Raw genomic sequence first — 17,458 nt, 5'->3', positions numbered from 1 at the left:
CTAATATTTTTAGGTTAAAGAAATAATTTTTTGCAAAAGTACACATTTTTAAACAATCCTTCATGGTGACCCCAAAGGTGAATTAAAAGTAAAAAAAGAGTTCGAGCAAATACTGAAACTCTAACTGTTATTGAACTCAGCACATAGGTAGCGTCCCTACTGTGGAGAAATGAATTCAATCTCCTTCTTGACCACTCAATGCAAGATGTCCTACAAAATATAAGGAGCTTATTTTGACAAGACACGCTGCTCTACCTTAATCGTTTGTCAAAACTACTTTCTTATAAAGAAAAGATGCAAATTGTTAACAAAGGTTACTCAATTGCATTGTGTGCTGTCAAAAGAAATAGTATTTTAGCAGCTATCAAATTTTAAGTTTTAAGAGAAAATGAGTTCGGAAAAAGATGCAAAATTAAAAGCACTCAAACTTACCCTTGATAAGCTAGATAAGACTTATGGGAAGGGTGCAGTTATGAAAATGGGTGACAGTGTTGTTGAAGATGTAGAGGTAATCCCAACTGGTTCTATCGGTTTGGATATTGCATTAGGTGTAGGAGGTTATCCCCGCGGAAGGGTTATTGAAATATATGGTCCTGAATCATCTGGTAAAACCACCCTTACCCTGCATGCCATTGCAGAGGCTCAAAAGGCAGGAGGAATTGCTGCATTTATTGATGCAGAACACGCTTTTGACAGATTTTATGCTGAAAAACTAGGTGTTGACATAGACAACCTTATTATTTCACAACCAGATCACGGAGAACAGGCATTGGAAATAGCCGATAACCTAATTCGCTCTGGAGCCATCGATATTGTTATTATTGACTCTGTTGCTGCCTTAACACCAAAGAGTGAAATTGAGGGAGAAATGGGTGATTCTAAAATGGGATTGCACGCACGATTAATGTCACAGGCATTACGTAAATTGACCTCTAGCATTAGCAAAACAAAATCCACTGTAATATTCATCAACCAATTACGTGAAAAAATTGGGGTGATGTTCGGAAACCCTGAAACCACCACTGGAGGTAATGCATTAAAGTTTTACGCCTCTGTACGACTGGATATTAGACGATCTACTCAAATTAAAGGCAATGATGGTGAGGCCTCCGGTAATAAGACAAGAGTTAAAGTAGTAAAAAACAAAGTAGCTCCGCCATTTAAAACCACTGAGTTCGACATTATGTATGGAGAGGGAATATCACGAGTAGGTGAAATTTTAGATTTAGGAGTGGAATATGAGATCATCAAAAAAAGCGGATCTTGGTTTAGTTATGGGGATACCAAACTTGGTCAAGGACGTGATGCAGTAAAGGTTATACTTCAAGATAATCCAGAACTCCTAGAAGAACTAGAAGTCAAGATTAAAGACGCAATAAACACTATCAGTAACTAATCAACAACCTAACTGATTTGTAGAAATCCCGGAGCAATCTGGGATTTTTTTTATCCCCTGCGCAACCCTCCTCTTAAAATTGCATCTTAAGAGTATAACTTAATACAGCAGATGATGAAGATTTTTAATTCAATCCTATTAGTAGTAACACTCGTAATGGCAAGCTCTTGCGATGTGGATGATGACAACACAAATTTCCATTACGAAACTTTAGAAATTACAGATGCTTTATTACCTGAAGCATTCGAATACGGTGAATTATACACCGTGGAGTTTAAGTATTTAAGACCTACAAACTGTCACTATTACGAAGGTTTTGATTTCCAAAAAACGGACAAGACAGAACGAACAATTTATGCCATCGGCGCAGTTTTAGATCAAACTGGTTGTAAAGAATTCGCTAATGACAGCATAGGTACTGCAAGCTTTAACTTTGAGGTTCGTTATAGGGACCCCTATACATTTAAATTTTATTCTGGGGATAATGAAGATGGAGAAAAGCAGTATATTACCATCGAAGTTCCAGTAGTACAAGATTCTACAAGAACATCAACGATCAAAAAAGCTAACACCATTAAAACAAGCCAGTATAATTAGTGAGTTTAGAACAACTCATAGAACAATGTAAGGCACAGGATAGAAAGGCACAAGAAAAATTATACAAGCTATTTAGTAATAAGCTTTACAGTATTTGCCTTAAATATTCTCGTAATGCTACAGAGGCAGAGGACAATCTGCACGATAGCTTTATGACCATTTTTGAAAAAATAAACGGCTTTAGTTACAAAGGATCCTTCGAAGGATGGATCAAGAGAATTACCGTAAATACGGTGTTGCAAAAATATCGAAAACAAGGTACTTTTGACAGCCTTCCTTACAACCTGGAAGAAGACATCAATGTATCTAGCGACGAACAAGAGGAATATAGTCTGGATTATCTATTAGGTATCATTCAAAGTTTACCTGATAGATACAGACTGACCTTTAACCTCTATGTCCTAGACGGGTACTCGCATAAAGAAATTGCGGGCATGTTGGGTATCACTGAGGGGACATCGAAATCGAATCTCGCTAGGGCCAAAAGAGCGCTAAGAGATAAAATTGAAGGAAGGGAAAACAACAGGGTTCAAACTATATAGACACCCGCTATGTAAGTAGTAAAATGGACGAAAGAAAAAACATAGAACGCTTTTTTCAGGAAAAGTTTAAAAACTTTGAGGCTGATCCTCCAGAACACATCTGGGAGAGGATCGATCAGACCCTGAGCAAAAAGGACACGAATAGAAAAGTGATTCCACTTTGGTGGAAAATAGCAGGAGCTGCTGCACTTTTAGCTGGTGTATTGTGGACTGGAAATTTATTTCTCAGTCCAGATATCCCAAGCGGTACCCCAGCCGTTACAGAATCCAGTACCATAGATAGCACCTCGATTGATGGGACTCAAGAATCTGTGGTTACAAATGACCCTAAGGACGCGCAAGACCCCTCAACCACTTTGGATACGCCAAGTAACACGCCCACAAGTCCAACACAAGAAATCCACCAAGTCCAAGAATCAAATAGCATGCAAGCTGTTGCAAAGGCGCCATCAAAAAGTGATGACATTCCTGAGTCATCATTGAAACAAAATCTGCAAAACAAGGATCGGATCACTCAAGACCAGGTCATTGCACAAGTGGATAAAACCAAAAAAGATCCTGCCAAAAAAGACCGTAACAGTCTAATCAATAAATCAAAGAAAGAGAACCAGCTAGAGGATCTAAAAAACAATATCGACGATAGTAGTTGGGCGCAAATCGATGAGCCATCTAACAAGGAGATCAAAGACAAAGAAGACAATAGTGACAAACCATCCATCCTAGAGGCCGTTGAAGGGATGAAAAAGTCGCAGCAAGATGCATTAGCATCTAATGAAAACGCCCAAAGAAATCTACGCTGGTCGGTTCAACCTAATGTAGCACCAATTTATTACAATAGCTTAAGCCAAGGTTCTCCACTGAGCCAACAATTTGCAGAGAATTCTAAACAAGGAGACATCACCATAAGCTACGGGGTTAATATTGCTTATCAAATTAGTAAAAGGCTTAGTATTCGCTCGGGTTTAAACGCTGTGGATATGGGCTATGCAACAGACGGTATTGAATTTGGCCCTGCTATCAGTAGCACGCAAGGACACCAACTTAATGTTAGGTTTAACAACGCTCCCGTAGGAGCACCGCAGCATCCAAATATCGCACTCTCTGACGGGAAAACCCCGTTATACTCCGAGGATGTTGAATTACAAGCAAGATCCGAGAAAACCTATCAAGGTAGTATCAATCAAAAGTTTGGATATTTAGAGATCCCTCTAGAATTAAAATACCGATTGGTAGATACCAAAGTTGGTGTTAATATTATTGGTGGGTTTAGCTCTTTATTTTTAACAGACAACAAGGTAATCATCAGTAGCCGTAGCAACCTAAAATCTGAGGTTGGGGAAGCGAGCAACCTAAATAACACTAGTTTCAGTACCAATATTGGGATTGGATTGGATTACCAGTTCTCTGATAAATTACTACTTAACTTAGAACCCATGTTTAAATATCAAATGGGAACATTCTCTTCAGATGATGGCGGATTTTCACCATACATGTTAGGAGTCTATACTGGGTTGAGTTTTAGCTTTTAAAACTACTATAAACTATTAACACTGGTACTTTTGAAGCTCAGAAAGGATAAGTGATCTGGTACTTTCCTTAAGAGGATCAGATTGTTTTGCATTTAACTTTCGAGTGTTAATAAAAGGCATTACCACTGCTCTCATTCTGCCTGGAGAACCACTAAAGAACTTATAAGAAAAACGTTTTTTATTATCTAAAAACGCAACTGGTACAATAGGGATTCGATGGGCTATGGCCAATTTAAAAGCACCATCTTTGAAGCTATCTAGAAGAATTGAAGAATCATCTGGAACACCCCCTTCAGGAAAGATACAAATACTCAACCCTTGATGTAGCCTCCTTTGCGCTCTTTTGTACACTAGGGTTCGGCTTTGAGGAGAACTCCTATCGACAAGAATACAGACGCGTTTATAGAAGAATCCAAATAGGGGTATTTTGGCAAGTTCCTGTTTACCCACAAACACAAATGGATTTTTCGACACCTTTAACATCATCATAATATCCATCATAGAGGTATGATTGGCTATGAGCATATAACTTTTTCCTTTTTCAAGACATTCGTGACGATTTATGGTAGGAATAAAAAACATACCATATAGTATAATGTTTGCCCAAATATTTCTAGCAACCCAGAAGAACTGCGGATAGAAACGTTCGCTTGAAGTAAGCAATATCAGCACTGGAAATAATATAACAATTGGTATACTTACCAATATATAAAACCAAACCCTATACAATAGCTGCAAAATACCCAGCAGAATTCTTATCATGCTTCAAAAATAAACATTTGTTATTTACTTTTTACAAAACATCCTACCTTTGTAGAGTGGCTTTTTGGGAAAGAAAAAATTAGAACAACATCACTACCTGAAAAGCCGTTTAAAGGAGTCATCCCACACACGGTTAGAGATACGATATTTTTTAAAGAATTATATAATGGCAAGAATACTTACTGGAATACAAAGTACAGGAACACCTCATTTAGGAAATCTACTTGGAGCGATCATACCAGCAATTGAATTAGCGCAACAATCCCAGAACGATTCCTATCTTTTTATAGCCGATTTACATTCCTTGACTCAAATTAAAAACGGCGATACACTTAAGGCCAATACCTATGGTGTTGCTGCCGCGTGGTTGGCCTGTGGATTGGATATAGAAAAAGTGGTTTTCTACAGACAAAGTGATGTTCCACAAACAACAGAGCTCACCTGGTATTTAAGCTGTTATTTCCCATACCAACGTCTCACCTTGGCACATTCTTTTAAAGATAAAGCAGATCGTTTGGAAGACGTAAACGCCGGCTTGTTCACCTACCCCATGCTAATGGCTGCAGACATCCTGCTCTATGACGCCGAAATTGTACCTGTGGGAAAAGATCAAATGCAACATATTGAAATCACACGAGATGTAGCCTCTAGAATCAATGCACAGTTAGGAGAAATCTTCGTTATTCCAGAGGGTAAAGTACAACAAGAAACACAATATATTCCTGGAACGGACGGACATAAGATGAGTAAATCTAGAAACAATACCATCAACATTTTCTTAACCGACAAAGCGCTGCGTAAACAGGTGATGCGTATAGAGACCGACAGCACTCCATTAGAAGAGCCAAAGGATCCTGATAGCTGCAATGTATTTGGGTTATATAAATTATTAGCTGATGCTGATCAAATTAAGCAAATGCGCGAAAAGTATCTTGCTGGTGGTTTTGGTTATGGTCATGCAAAACAGGAACTATATGAATTGATTTTGGAAAAGTTCCAAACCCAACGCGAGAAATTCAATTATTACATGGAGCATCTAGAAGAAATTGATGAAGCTTTAGCTATCGGAGCTGCAAAGGCAAAATCTGTAGCAGATAAGGTGTTACAAAGAGTACGAACCAAAATGGGATATTAGTAGCTTCAAAATACTTATCAACCAAAAGGTTAACCCTTTTACAAGTAAAGGATCATAAGTTAAAAAGCTCTCTTATAGCGCATTAAATATGGCTTACCATTTCTTTTACCATAACTCAATGAACCCGAAGCAACTAGAATAATTGAAAGAAAAAAAACCGTTTTGTTAATAAATTTACTCGCAGATCCAACCAAGGCATCCAATTTTTTTACATATTTGTGTTATGCGAATTGAAAATTACATTAGCGATTTATTATACAGATACCAGTGTGTCATAGTACCTGGATTCGGAGCATTTTTAACCCAATATCAAAATGCCAAGGTGCATGGAACTACAAATGCGTTCTATCCACCATCTAAGTCTGTTTCGTTCAATGAACAGTTACAATCTAATGATGGATTGTTGACAAACTACATCGCTGATGTATTAAAAATTTCATATGAAGAGGCTTCCAAAAGGCTTACTTCAGCCGTTTCAAGTTGGAAAGTCGCACTACAAAACGAAGAAAAACTAGAACTAAGTGGGATCGGAAGCCTTTGGCTTAATGAAGAAGGCAAGTTATTATTCCAACCTTCTTACCATATCAACTACCTAACCGATTCATTTGGCTTATCTTCATTTGTTTCTCCCGCAGTAAGCAGAGAAGAAATGAAAAAAGAGGTTATTGAACTAGAAAACAAAGTTCCTATCGCATTTACCCCTGAGCGAAGAAAAAGTCCTTCTTACCTAAAATATGCGGCCGTTGCCCTTCTAGCATTGTCAGTAGGTACCGTTGGTTATCGCTATATGGATAAACAAGGAAGCAACCGCATGCAGATGCTTCAGACTCAAGCACAGCAGCAGGTTGAACGAAATATTCAACAAGCTACCTTTTTTGACGCTAGCCCTCTTGAAATGCCATCGGTAACCCTAAAAGTAAAAAAAGAACCTCTTAAGTACCATATAATTGCAGGTGCTTTTAGAGTGGAAGAAAATGCTGATAAAAAGGTTGAGGAACTTAAAGCACAAGGCTATAAGGCACTTCGCATTGGTAAAAACAAATACGGTCTTCACCAAGTTACCTACGCTAGCTTTTCAACAGTTCCTGAAGCATTGGAATACCTGAGAACCATTAAGCGTACAGTGGCTTCTGAAGCCTGGCTTTTAGTAGATGAATTAGCACAAAACTAGCGCTTACTTACAGGCAATTCACTCATAAACAATAAAGCGTCGTCCTATCACTTAATCCTTTAATCGATTAACGAATCGTTTGCGGTGCCTATAATTAAAGTTGGCGGTCTTAAATTTTTGTGTATATTCGTGTAAAACCAACACGATCAAACAATGAGATATATAGTACAGCTTTTCCTCTGTTGTCTGCCATTAATTTCTTGTGGACAAAATAACATCCCTGAGAATTACACCTTACATTCTGACGTCTTATGGGCTGAACCTAAAGGATATAGCCTAACCATGGATATTTACTCCCCAAACAATGAACAAGAATCCTATCCAGTACTTATCATCTATCATGGTGGAGGTTGGTTGATTAATGATAAATCCATTATGGATCAAATGTCACAATACATCGCTTCAAATGCTAATTATGTTGTTTGCAATGTTGATTATCGCCTTTTAACTGCCAATGACAACACCACCAAAATGAATGAAATTATTGAAGATGCTATGGGGGCTGTACTTTGGGTAAAAGAGCACATCGCCCAGTATAAGGGCAATCCCAATCAAATAGCAGTAACAGGAGATAGTGCCGGAGGCCAATTAGCAGCGATGGTAGTCAATGCAGGCCAAAGCCTTTCTGAAAATAGTTTTGATAGTGATCCGATTGGATTCACCCCCACTTATATTCCAAAGGAAAAAACCATTGACCAGCTTATCGAAGAAAGAGCTCTAGCGGTGCAAGCCGCCATTTTAAGTTATCCAGCAGTTGACATTTATACAGCGGCCATGAGTGGATTTGAGAAAGAATCTAATTTTTTCTGGCAAATGGGTGGCGCTAAAGCTCGTTCCTTATACGGAGGTGATATAAACCCAACTTCTAATCCTGAGTACTATAAACGCTCCTCACCGATCTATACCATCCCTCAGGCGAGCAAGCGCAAGTTACCACCACAATTCTGCCATGTAGGTTCGAAGGATCAAACCACCACACCAAGTTCGATTAAATCTTATGTTGAAGCTTTAAAAGAACATGGTCAGCAAGTAGAATACTGGGAATATCAGGGAAGAAATCACGCGTATTTGGATTCAGGAAGCAATGAATTTTTGGGAAATACTTTTGAGAAAGATGCCATTACACCAATCAAAAAAATTATTGATTTTCTAGATGGTGTATTCTATAAAAAATAGTTAACCAAGTAGTTAATTTTATTGTGTAAATTTTATTTAATTCAAAGAATTGCAGATATCTTTGCATAAAATATAAAATACACATGCAAGCAAAGACACCGAAGGAATCTCGTACCATTATGACGGATTTAGTTTTGCCAAGTGAAACCAATCCATTAAACAACCTTTTTGGAGGGGAGCTTTTAGCTCGAATGGATCGTGCAGCAAGTATTGCTGCCCGTAGACATTCTAGAAGAGTGACGGTAACGGCCTCGGTAAACCATGTGGCTTTTAATCGTGCCATTCCTCTAGGCAGCGTCGTCACTGTTGAAGCGTGTGTTTCTAGAGCCTTTAACAGCTCCATGGAAATTTATTTAGATGTTTGGATAGAGGATCGAGAAAATGGTCACAGATCCAAGGCAAATGAGGCCATATATACCTTTGTAGCAGTTGACGATACAGGAAAACCTGTGGCGGTTCCAGCGATCATACCAGAAACTCCTCTAGAAAAGGAACGATATGAAGCAGCTTTAAGGAGAAAACAGCTAAGTTTAGTATTAGCAGGCAAATTAAAACCTAAAGAAGCTACAGAACTAAAAGCCTTATTTGTTGATAAAAACTAAGGTTACATTCTGTAGATCCAGTTAGCGGGGTTATCCGTTTTGGTATTGTTGTATATCATGAATTTCAGAATGGTTTCATTGGTACTAGGGCTGGTAAATACCTCACCTAAATCTTGCTTAGTGGAAACCTTTTCACCTTCACTCACATAAACCCTGCTCAGGTTATTGTACACTGATATATAATTACCGTGCTGGATAAGCACGGCCTTATTTCCTCCTTTTATTGCTTGTACAGCAATTACTTTTCCTCTGTAAATAGCGCGCGCTTTGGAATGAGCTTCCGTTGCAATACGCACTCCGTTACTTTGAACGGTCACCGACTTGACTATTGGATGTGGTTGTTTACCATAACGCATTTTGACGATTCCTTTTTCTACTGGCCAAGGGAGTTTTCCTTTGTTTGATTTAAAGTCCGCATCAATCAACTTGGCCTCAGCCGTGAGTGCAAAATTGGATGACTTCGAGGGTGCTTCCCGCCTCTCAGCAGGTTTTTCCTTATTATTGGCATTTGCCTTAGCAATCGCCTCACGAATCATTCTATCAATCTGACGATCTATGGCATCAGATTCCTTTTGACGCTCTCTAATTTGTCTAGCATATTCGTTCTCCTTGGCTTTGATACTAGAGATTAATCCTCGCTGAGTATTGAGCTCCCTTTGCAAGGCTTCTTGCTCTTTCCTATTTTCTACAATCAAAGATTCCTTTTCTTCTCTTTGTACTACCAAACCTTGATTGAGTTGTTGAAGTTCTGTAGTCTTACTTTGGATTTGGTCGGCCTGATCTTTCCTAAAGTTAGTATACTGTTTCATGTACTGAATACGCTTGTAGGCCTGCAAGAAATCCTCTGAAGATAACAAAAACATGATACGGCTTTGTTGGGATTTACTACGGAAGGATTTTTTTATCATTTCCGCATAATCCTCTTTTAGTTCTTTTAGATCATCTCTTAATTTAGAGATTTTGTTGATGTTGTTATTTATTTGTCGGTTCAGAAGATTGGTTTGATCATTGGTTACTTTAATAAGCTCCTTACGCATTCTAATCTTGCGATCCAAATCCTCCACATCCTCTAATACAGTGGTTTTTTCTTTCTTTTTCTGAGAAAGCAACCTATTGAACCTGGATATCTCGTCTTGTAGCCGCTCTTTTCTCGCCTCTAACTCTAATTGCTCTTCTGATTGACCAAAGATTTGTTGAGTGCTGAAAAAGCTCAACACGAGGGCGCCTATGATTAAATACAACTGTTTATTCATAGTGAAGTGAGTGAAGTTCTACAGGTTTAAATCCACTAGGAATACTAAATGGGAAATTGAGTTGCCTATCAAATACCACGCTATTGTATTCAATATCAATTTGATTGACCTTCTTTTTTTCGGTGGCTTTAATTTCAATTTCATTAGGCAGAATTTTACCCGATACCTTTTGATAATTTTTATACATAATACTCAATAGCCGTTGTTTAGAAGGTTGAGATATTTGCTGAAGTGTCATCTTAAAATTAGAAGGTTCGAGTAAAAACAGGGTTTTATAGAGGGTACTTTGTCGAACCGGCTTGAGCTGATATTGATCGCTTACTGTAGCTGCGTAATACTTCTGATCCCGTAAATCAAGTACTGCCTGACCTAACAGCAAATTTTGAACCATCTGAAAATCTAGTTTCGTTCCGAGCAATTCTTCAAGATAAGAATAATTACCATCAAAATAAGTATTGTCTAATTTATTGTAAAACTGGACTCGATCGGGAGTAATCATGATCTTAACCACTGAAAGTGGAGCGCTGAGCCATATCACTTCGTCTTTTTTCATCCGTAGGCTTACCGTTACCCCTTGGGCGCTCTCCCCGTCGGAATAATCGATCTTTACTCGTCCTGACATGGTCTCAAATTCTAAACTATTATCGTAGTGATTCTCAATAATACGGCTAGAGCGTAAATCGCTTTTAACTTCCCCGCCAACCAGTACATTTTTAGATTTACAAGCAGAGCTTGCCAAGATTATCACCACCATGGCGATGTAAACAAATGTCTTCAAAAATTTCTTCATGTTCCGCGCTGCTAATTTTTTATCTTTTTCTGGTAGTAATCTACCTTTTGATGATCTCCCAATGCCGTATAGGCTACGACAAATTCTTTATAAAAATTGTTTTCCATCTCTCCTGGATCAAGAATGTATGATAATCCATCTTCTAGAATTTGAATGGCCATCTTATAATTTTGCAATTTATTCAAAGACCGTGCCTTATACAAATAGAATAATGGTTGTGTTGGAAAATTATCAATGGCCTCACTACTATAATGCAAGGCCTCCGCGTAATCGGTCTTTTCCAATTGCTTTTCAATCTGATTTTTATATTGGTCCATTGGAGAATTCAAAAGCTCTGGGATAGAATTGGTGGCACCCTCCTCTGATGCTAGTCTCGTTTCAGTTTGCGTTTGCATTCGAAGCTTACTTTGCAATTGAGTGGCCTCACCTATATCTATGCCTTCTTCCAACATTTTGTCAATAATTTTCTTGGCTTGTACCCACTGGCCTAATTCGATATATATCTCTGCCAGTACTTTATAATAATCTTTGTCCATTGACAGTAGCGATTCAGCCACTGAAACTGCAGCGTGATAATTGTCCTGCTTGATTAAACAGTTTAAAAGCGCATCTTGATACCAAATATTTGAGGGATCGGCCGTGGTAGCAACTTCAAAATGTTGTTGAGCCTGGATGTAATTGGTTTGCTGCATATAATTCAACCCGAGTTCATAGTCAACCACCTCATTGTTCTCTTGCAACTTTTTACATTCCAATAAGGCAATGATAGCCCTATCGTAGTTCTCAATACTCTTCTGTTTTAAAGCCTCAAAAAAATGCTCCTGAAAAGCATCAGAGTTCACCTGCTCACTCCGATCTGCACTAACCCCCTGCTGTTGTGAAAACCCAATAGAAACGGTTAAAAACAAACTCAATACTACTATTTTATATCGAATTGATACCATCTTGATTCTTTTGAGTTTGGATCATTAGAACTACATAATATAAGGACTTGAGCCCTTTAATCTAAAACGCTATAATCCCCTATGCTAATTTTTGTAAAGTTACCATCAAAAGTCGCAAAATTTCCTATCATAGCGTTCGAAAGTTTAGCATTTTTAATTGTTGCATTGGTCTGTATTAAACTCTCAGCGACCGTTGAATTTTCAATAATGGTATGATCACCAACAGAAACATTGGGTCCTAAAGTAGAATCCTTTAAAACGACCCCTTCCCCGATATAACATGGTGGAATAATGGTAGCGTTGTCAATACGCACAGTTTCGGAGATTAGATGCTCGTTGTCTGCCTGTAGAAAGTTCAAAATTCTACTGTTTGTCGCAACGGTTACTTCCTTATTTCCACAGTCCATCCAGTGATCAACTTTACCTGGAACAAACTTCTTCCCTTTGGCCATTAAAGCCTTTATGCCGTCATTGATTTGATACTCTCCGCCGTTTTTAATATTGGAATCAAGAACGTTTTGAAGCTCAGCTCTGAGCTCTTCACCTTTTTTAAAATAATATATTCCAATTACAGCCAGATCAGAAACAAAATTTTCTGGTTTTTCTACCAGACCAGAGATGTGCCCATGTTCATTAAGATCTACTACCCCAAAAGCTTCTGGGTTTTCAACTTGTTTCACCCAAATAACACTATCGGCACTTTGGTCTAAATTAAAATCTGCTTTAAATAAGGTGTCCGCATAAGCAATAACACATGGACCTGAAAGTGTTTCCTTGGCACACATAATGGCATGGCCAGTACCTAATGGTTTATCTTGGTAATAAATATTCCCTTTGGCGCCGAGACGCTGGGCAATGGCTAAAAGATTCGTTTCAACCTCGCTACCAAAATCTTCATTGATAATAAAGGCCACCTCTTCGATCTGTTGATCCAAAACTTTGGCTATATCTTCTACCAGTCTTTGAACGATTGGCTTTCCAGCAATAGGAATTAATGGTTTTGGTATTGTTAAGGTATGGGGACGTAGTCGGGAGCCACGACCCGCCATTGGAACTATTATTTTCATTGAAATTATATTTTTCTTTGGTAATAAAACTTTAAATATCGGTAATTATTATGCCATTATTTAGTTCCCGTGCTTCCAAATCCGCCTGAACCTCTTGCGCTTTCGGAAAGTTCAGACACTACATTCCACTTAATGTGCTGGTGTGCTGCAATGACTAACTGGGCAATTCGCATTCCGTTTTCAATTGTAAATGCTTCGTTGGAAAGATTAACCAATATTACGCCGATCTCTCCTCTGTAATCTGCATCAATCGTACCCGGGGCATTTAAGACAGTAATACCATGTTTAGCGGCAAGGCCACTACGAGGACGAACTTGTGCTTCATATCCAACTGGAAGCTCTATAAATAGACCTGTTGCAACAATGGCCCGCTCCAAAGGTTTCAGGGTTATAGACTGATCAAGTTGAGCTCTTAAATCCATTCCTGCTGAGGCATCCGTAGCATAGCTCGGTAATTCATGTTGGGTTTTACTGACAATTTTGATTTCCATAAGGATTATGACTGTTTTCCGGAACGCAGCGACTGATAAAGCCGCTTGAGTTCTTGATTTTCCAATTTATATATCAAAACCAAAAATACTAAAACAAATAGGGTTCCCACAATTAAGTTTCGATCAAATACATAAAAACTAAGCGCAGAGAATACAATTGAAATTCCAAGATAACTTCCTATTTTCTTTAAGTTATATGGTATGGGGTGATTTTTCTGACCATAGTAATACGAAACAAACATCATGACACTGTAGGCAACAAGGGTTGCCATGGCTGATCCTTTAAAACTTATAAGGGGTATTAGTAAGAAGTTTAACACCAGGGTTAACAATGCTCCTAACAGCGAAACATAGGCTCCAAAACTAGTTCTATCAGTAATTTTATACCATACCGAGAGATTGTGATAGATACCAAGGAATAAATTCGCCAACAAAATAAATGGGACGATCCATATGGCGTCCCAATAGGCAGGATTTGGTATAAGTATTAATTTAAACACATCCGAATAGGCCACCACAAATAAAAAAATGAAGGTTCCAAATATGGTAAAATACAAAGTAGTATCGGCATAGATGGCCTTTGAGTTTTTTGAATTTGCATGGCTAAAAAAGAAGGGCTCCACCCCGAGCTTAAAGGCAGTGACAAATAAGGTCATAAAAGCGCCTAATTTATAACATGCCGCATAAATTCCAACGGTCCTCTCAGCCACATCCTCAGGGAGAAGATACTTGAGTAAAATCTTATCGAACCCCTCGTTTATCGTATAGGCAATCCCAGCAATAAGCACAGGAATGGCATAGCGAATCATGTTCTTCCATATGGTCACATCAAATTGGATTCCAATTTTAAAATACATTGGAAGTACAATTAGAAAAGTAACCAAACTAGCAATCACATTGGCTATAAAGATATAGTGCACTTGATTGTCAAAGACGATCCAATCCCAAGAATCGAAGAAGGTCGAAGAGCCAAGCACCTGGGTAAGGGCCAAGAAAAAGAAAAGGTTGAACCCTAAGTTTACCACCACGTTGAAAATTTTAATATAGGAATACCGAAGTGGCATTTCATTGTTTCGCATCCAAGCAAAAGGAATGATACAAAGGGCATCTAAGAATAAAATCCAAATACCATACACGATAAACTGCACATCAAATTCTAGTAGGGCGGCAATAAAATCTTTCAGTACGTAGGCTACCACCAAAAAGCCAGTAGCAGTCATTAAAATAGAACTCAAAGCCGTGGATTGAACTTTTGCTTTAGATTGATCCTTATTCATAAAGCGGAAAAAGGCCGTTTCCATTCCATAGGAAAGCACCACATTACCGATCATCAGATAAACGAAAAGAGCGGCGTATATACCGTAGTTTTCGGTAGGTAGTTTATCGGTATAAAGACGCGTTAGCACAAAACTCAAAACCCGTGGCAGCACGGTTGCTAATCCATAAATGAAAGTGTGTTTGAACAGTTTTTGTAAAGCCCCCAAAGCCCCAAGTGTGTTATTAAATTATAATATTGTGTTGCCTAAAGTTAACATCATATACTACTTGCTACTTTAAAGAAGGTGGTAATTCCTTATAATGAATCGCAGTAGCTGGAATTAAATTAGATAACTTAAAATAGTAAGCTTCTCCATTACGAGTATATTTTAATAAAGCCTCTTGATTGCTAATTTCATACGGGGCGGATACCCTAGCTTGTGGTGGAGCATTCCCAAATTCTTTTTTTGAGTCAGCATGTAAAATAATATTAGATGGCCTAGACTCCATAAACCGAGCTATATAAACTCCATAATTATCTTTTTTGGTAAGCTCCAGTGGGGCCACCATTCCCTTATAATAGAGGCTATCTAAAACAGCCTCCTCGGTATTAAGGTCCTTCACAGGCAGGTATATATTAACGCCCTTTTGAGTATTAGGCTCCAGTACGCTCCATGGTTCAATACGAATATCACCATGATCAAAGGGTAATTGATCTACGAGTTTTTGAGAGCTACCACAGGAGGTAAAACCAAATATAAGTACCCCTAATGTCAGAATTTTTAAAATATATCTCATTTCGAAAAAGATTTAGTATTTAAAGATACAATTTCCAATTTGATACCAAATCGCATCAGGGGGTAAATTTAAAAACCTTCAGTCCCTATATAATACTAAATCCGACCCTAAAAATGAGTCGGATTTAATATAGTAATCGATATGTAGTATCCTAAAAAGGGACTCTTACAATTTAATTATTAAGCGCCTCAGCTCCACCAACGATCTCAAGAATTTCATTAGTAATTGCTGCCTGACGTGCTTTATTGTATGTCAGGGTAAGTTCTGCTTTCAATTCTTTCGCATTATCCGTTGCTTTGTGCATAGCAGTCATACGTGCACCATGCTCAGAGGCAAAGGAATCACGAACGGCTTTGTAGAGTTGTGTCTTAAGTGACTTTGGAATAAGGGTTTCTACGATTTCAACTTTTGAAGGTTCAAAAATATAATCAGCAGCACTACTGGATAATTCTTCTTGTGCTATTGGCTGAATAGGTAAGAAGTCTTCAGTTTTAACAACCTGTGTTGCCGCATTTTTGAAATGATTGTACAACAATACAATTTTATCGTATGTTCCCTCTGTATACACCTCCATCAAACGACGGGTAATATCAGAAACGTTCTCAAAGGTCAAATCATCAAAAACACTATTGTTATTATGAATTACATAAAATTTTTTGCTTAAGATATCATGACCCTTTTTCCCAACTGTCATAAAGCTCACGTTCTTTCCAGCATAAGTTTCATTGGCTAATTTAGAAGCCTCCTTGATTATGTTGGTGTTAAATGCACCACACAATCCTCGATTGGAAGTTACGGCTACCACCAATACATTTTTCACATCTCTTTGCTCTGCGAAAACACTGCCAGAATCCCCATCCAAGCTCGCACTTACACTTTGTAAAAGTTCAGTAAGCTTATCTGCATAAGGTCTCATGGCCGTAATAGCATCCTGGGCTTTTTTCAACTTTGCAGCAGAAACCATTTTCATGGCGCTGGTGATCTGCATGGTAGAACCCACTGATGTAATTCTGTTTCGTATTTCTTTTAAATTTGCCATCTTAAATGTTAAGAATTGAGTCTTACTTTATAGCTTGGTATTCCAGGTGAAGACCTGGAATACTAAAACTTTACTTTTTACCCTTTATATTTTTCAGAAAGTTCTTTAGCCACCTGTGTTAGTGTCTGAGTCACCTCATCGGTAAGTTTTCCAGCTTTCAAGGTATCTAATACCCCTCTGTGCTTGGCGTTAAGGAAAGAAAGATAGTCCTTTTCAAACTCCTTCACTTTCTCAACAGGAACATCTCTTAAGAGGTTCTTAGAACCTGCATAGATAATGGCCACCTGATCTTCCACAGTATAAGGATCATTTTGAGCTTGCTTAAGGATTTCAACATTTCGTTTTCCTTTTTCAATAACATTCATTGTCGCTGAATCAAGATCAGAACCGAATTTAGCAAAAGCTTCTAATTCACGGAACTGTGCTTGGTCAAGTTTCAATGTACCAGCTACTTTCTTCATGGATTTAATCTGTGCGGATCCACCAACACGCGATACAGAAATACCAACGTTAATCGCTGGTCTAACCCCAGAGTTAAATAAATCTGATTCCAAGAAAATCTGACCATCAGTAATTGAAATCACGTTGGTAGGAATATATGCCGAAACGTCTCCTGCTTGTGTTTCAATAATTGGAAGTGCTGTAAGTGAACCTCCTCCTTTTACGATCGATTTTAAAGACTCCGGAAGATCGTTCATCTCTTTTGCAATATCATCATCCGCAATTACTTTAGCTGCACGCTCCAATAATCTTGAGTGAAGGAAGAAGACGTCTCCTGGATATGCCTCACGTCCTGGTGGTCTACGAAGCAACAAAGAAACCTCTCTATAGGCCACTGCTTGCTTAGATAAATCATCATATATAATAAGTGCTGGACGACCAGTATCTCTAAAGTACTCTCCAATAGCA

17 protein-coding genes and 1 pseudogene are annotated in these 17,458 nt (G+C 38.3%); 8 read left to right on the top strand and 10 right to left on the bottom strand.

Translation table 11 applies throughout. The features are described 5' to 3' along the window. The first annotated feature begins 388 nt into the window (after positions 1–388). The 4 genes from recA to VKY50_RS07500 all read left to right on the top strand — a co-directional run bounded on the left by recA (position 389) and on the right by VKY50_RS07500 (position 4,064). The gene (gene recA / locus VKY50_RS07515; protein ID WP_324300457.1) at positions 389–1,396 is read left to right on the top strand and encodes a recombinase RecA; all 1,008 of its coding nucleotides are present in this window, start codon (positions 389–391) and stop codon (positions 1,394–1,396) included. A 111-nt stretch (positions 1,397–1,507) separates the two neighbouring features. Continuing rightward, positions 1,508–1,993, top strand: coding sequence for a hypothetical protein (locus VKY50_RS07510; RefSeq protein ID WP_324300455.1), 486 nt, complete (start codon positions 1,508–1,510; stop codon positions 1,991–1,993). Continuing rightward, on the top strand, positions 1,993–2,535 hold the full coding sequence (locus tag VKY50_RS07505; protein ID WP_324300453.1) for an RNA polymerase sigma factor: 543 nt from the start codon (positions 1,993–1,995) through the stop codon (positions 2,533–2,535). The genes VKY50_RS07510 and VKY50_RS07505 overlap by 1 nt, the downstream gene beginning before the upstream one ends. Positions 2,536–2,558: 23 nt before the next feature. Further along, positions 2,559–4,064 carry an outer membrane beta-barrel protein gene (locus tag VKY50_RS07500; protein WP_324300451.1) on the top strand — a complete coding sequence of 502 codons (1,506 nt, stop codon included), beginning with the start codon at positions 2,559–2,561 and terminating at the stop codon, positions 4,062–4,064. A gap of 15 nt (positions 4,065–4,079) precedes the next feature. Here the strand turns inward: VKY50_RS07500 and VKY50_RS07495 are convergent, their stop codons facing one another. Further along, entirely contained in the window at positions 4,080–4,826 is a 747-nt protein-coding gene (locus tag VKY50_RS07495; protein ID WP_324300449.1) for a lysophospholipid acyltransferase family protein, read from the bottom strand. 166 nt (positions 4,827–4,992) lie between these two features. Between VKY50_RS07495 and trpS the strand changes: the two genes are divergently transcribed. The 4 genes from trpS to VKY50_RS07475 all read left to right on the top strand — a co-directional run bounded on the left by trpS (position 4,993) and on the right by VKY50_RS07475 (position 8,910). Next, complete coding sequence (gene trpS / locus VKY50_RS07490) at positions 4,993–5,961, top strand: tryptophan--tRNA ligase (RefSeq protein ID WP_324300446.1); 969 nt, start codon at positions 4,993–4,995, stop codon at positions 5,959–5,961. A gap of 223 nt (positions 5,962–6,184) precedes the next feature. Next, positions 6,185–7,132: an HU domain-containing protein gene (locus tag VKY50_RS07485; protein WP_324300444.1), complete on the top strand. Its 948-nt coding sequence runs from the start codon at positions 6,185–6,187 to the stop codon at positions 7,130–7,132. Between the two features lie 153 nt (positions 7,133–7,285). Further along, positions 7,286–8,308, top strand: a complete 1,023-nt coding sequence (locus VKY50_RS07480) for an alpha/beta hydrolase (RefSeq protein WP_324300442.1) — start codon at positions 7,286–7,288, stop codon at positions 8,306–8,308. Between the two features lie 83 nt (positions 8,309–8,391). Then, positions 8,392–8,910 (top strand): acyl-CoA thioesterase, encoded by a 519-nt coding sequence (locus VKY50_RS07475; RefSeq protein WP_324300439.1) that lies wholly within the window; start codon positions 8,392–8,394, stop codon positions 8,908–8,910. Between the two features lie 2 nt (positions 8,911–8,912). Here the strand turns inward: VKY50_RS07475 and VKY50_RS07470 are convergent, their stop codons facing one another. From VKY50_RS07470 to VKY50_RS07430, 9 genes and pseudogenes are all read right to left on the bottom strand, one after another. After that, positions 8,913–10,163: a murein hydrolase activator EnvC family protein gene (locus VKY50_RS07470; RefSeq protein WP_324300437.1), complete on the bottom strand. Its 1,251-nt coding sequence runs from the start codon at positions 10,161–10,163 to the stop codon at positions 8,913–8,915. Beyond that, positions 10,156–10,953: a lipoprotein insertase outer membrane protein LolB1 gene (lolB1, locus tag VKY50_RS07465; protein ID WP_324300435.1), complete on the bottom strand. Its 798-nt coding sequence runs from the start codon at positions 10,951–10,953 to the stop codon at positions 10,156–10,158. The genes VKY50_RS07470 and lolB1 overlap by 8 nt, the downstream gene beginning before the upstream one ends. 11 nt (positions 10,954–10,964) lie before the next feature. After that, the gene (locus VKY50_RS07460) at positions 10,965–11,897 is read right to left on the bottom strand and encodes a tetratricopeptide repeat protein (RefSeq protein WP_324300433.1); all 933 of its coding nucleotides are present in this window, start codon (positions 11,895–11,897) and stop codon (positions 10,965–10,967) included. Positions 11,898–11,953: 56 nt separating this feature from the next. Further along, a complete protein-coding gene (locus tag VKY50_RS07455; protein WP_324300431.1) occupies positions 11,954–12,964 on the bottom strand; it encodes a sugar phosphate nucleotidyltransferase in 1,011 nt (336 codons plus the stop codon). Positions 12,965–13,020: 56 nt separating this feature from the next. Next, on the bottom strand, positions 13,021–13,455 hold the full coding sequence (gene dut, locus VKY50_RS07450) for a dUTP diphosphatase (RefSeq protein WP_324300429.1): 435 nt from the start codon (positions 13,453–13,455) through the stop codon (positions 13,021–13,023). A gap of 5 nt (positions 13,456–13,460) precedes the next feature. Further along, positions 13,461–14,939 (bottom strand): lipopolysaccharide biosynthesis protein, encoded by a 1,479-nt coding sequence (locus VKY50_RS07445; RefSeq protein ID WP_324300427.1) that lies wholly within the window; start codon positions 14,937–14,939, stop codon positions 13,461–13,463. A gap of 64 nt (positions 14,940–15,003) precedes the next feature. After that, positions 15,004–15,510: a hypothetical protein gene (locus VKY50_RS07440; RefSeq protein ID WP_324300425.1), complete on the bottom strand. Its 507-nt coding sequence runs from the start codon at positions 15,508–15,510 to the stop codon at positions 15,004–15,006. A gap of 172 nt (positions 15,511–15,682) precedes the next feature. Next, positions 15,683–16,549, bottom strand: a complete 867-nt coding sequence (gene atpG, locus VKY50_RS07435) for an ATP synthase F1 subunit gamma (protein WP_324300423.1) — start codon at positions 16,547–16,549, stop codon at positions 15,683–15,685. 77 nt (positions 16,550–16,626) lie between these two features. Beyond that, a pseudogene (locus tag VKY50_RS07430) lies at positions 16,627–17,458 on the bottom strand (F0F1 ATP synthase subunit alpha); the annotation flags it as partial.

This window comes from Galbibacter sp. (assembly GCF_035306585.1).
In the GTDB taxonomy this organism is placed as follows: Bacteria; Bacteroidota; Bacteroidia; order Flavobacteriales; family Flavobacteriaceae; genus Galbibacter.
The sequence above is the reverse complement of the archived record's forward strand: the minus strand, read 5'-3'. Positions and strand labels throughout refer to the sequence as shown.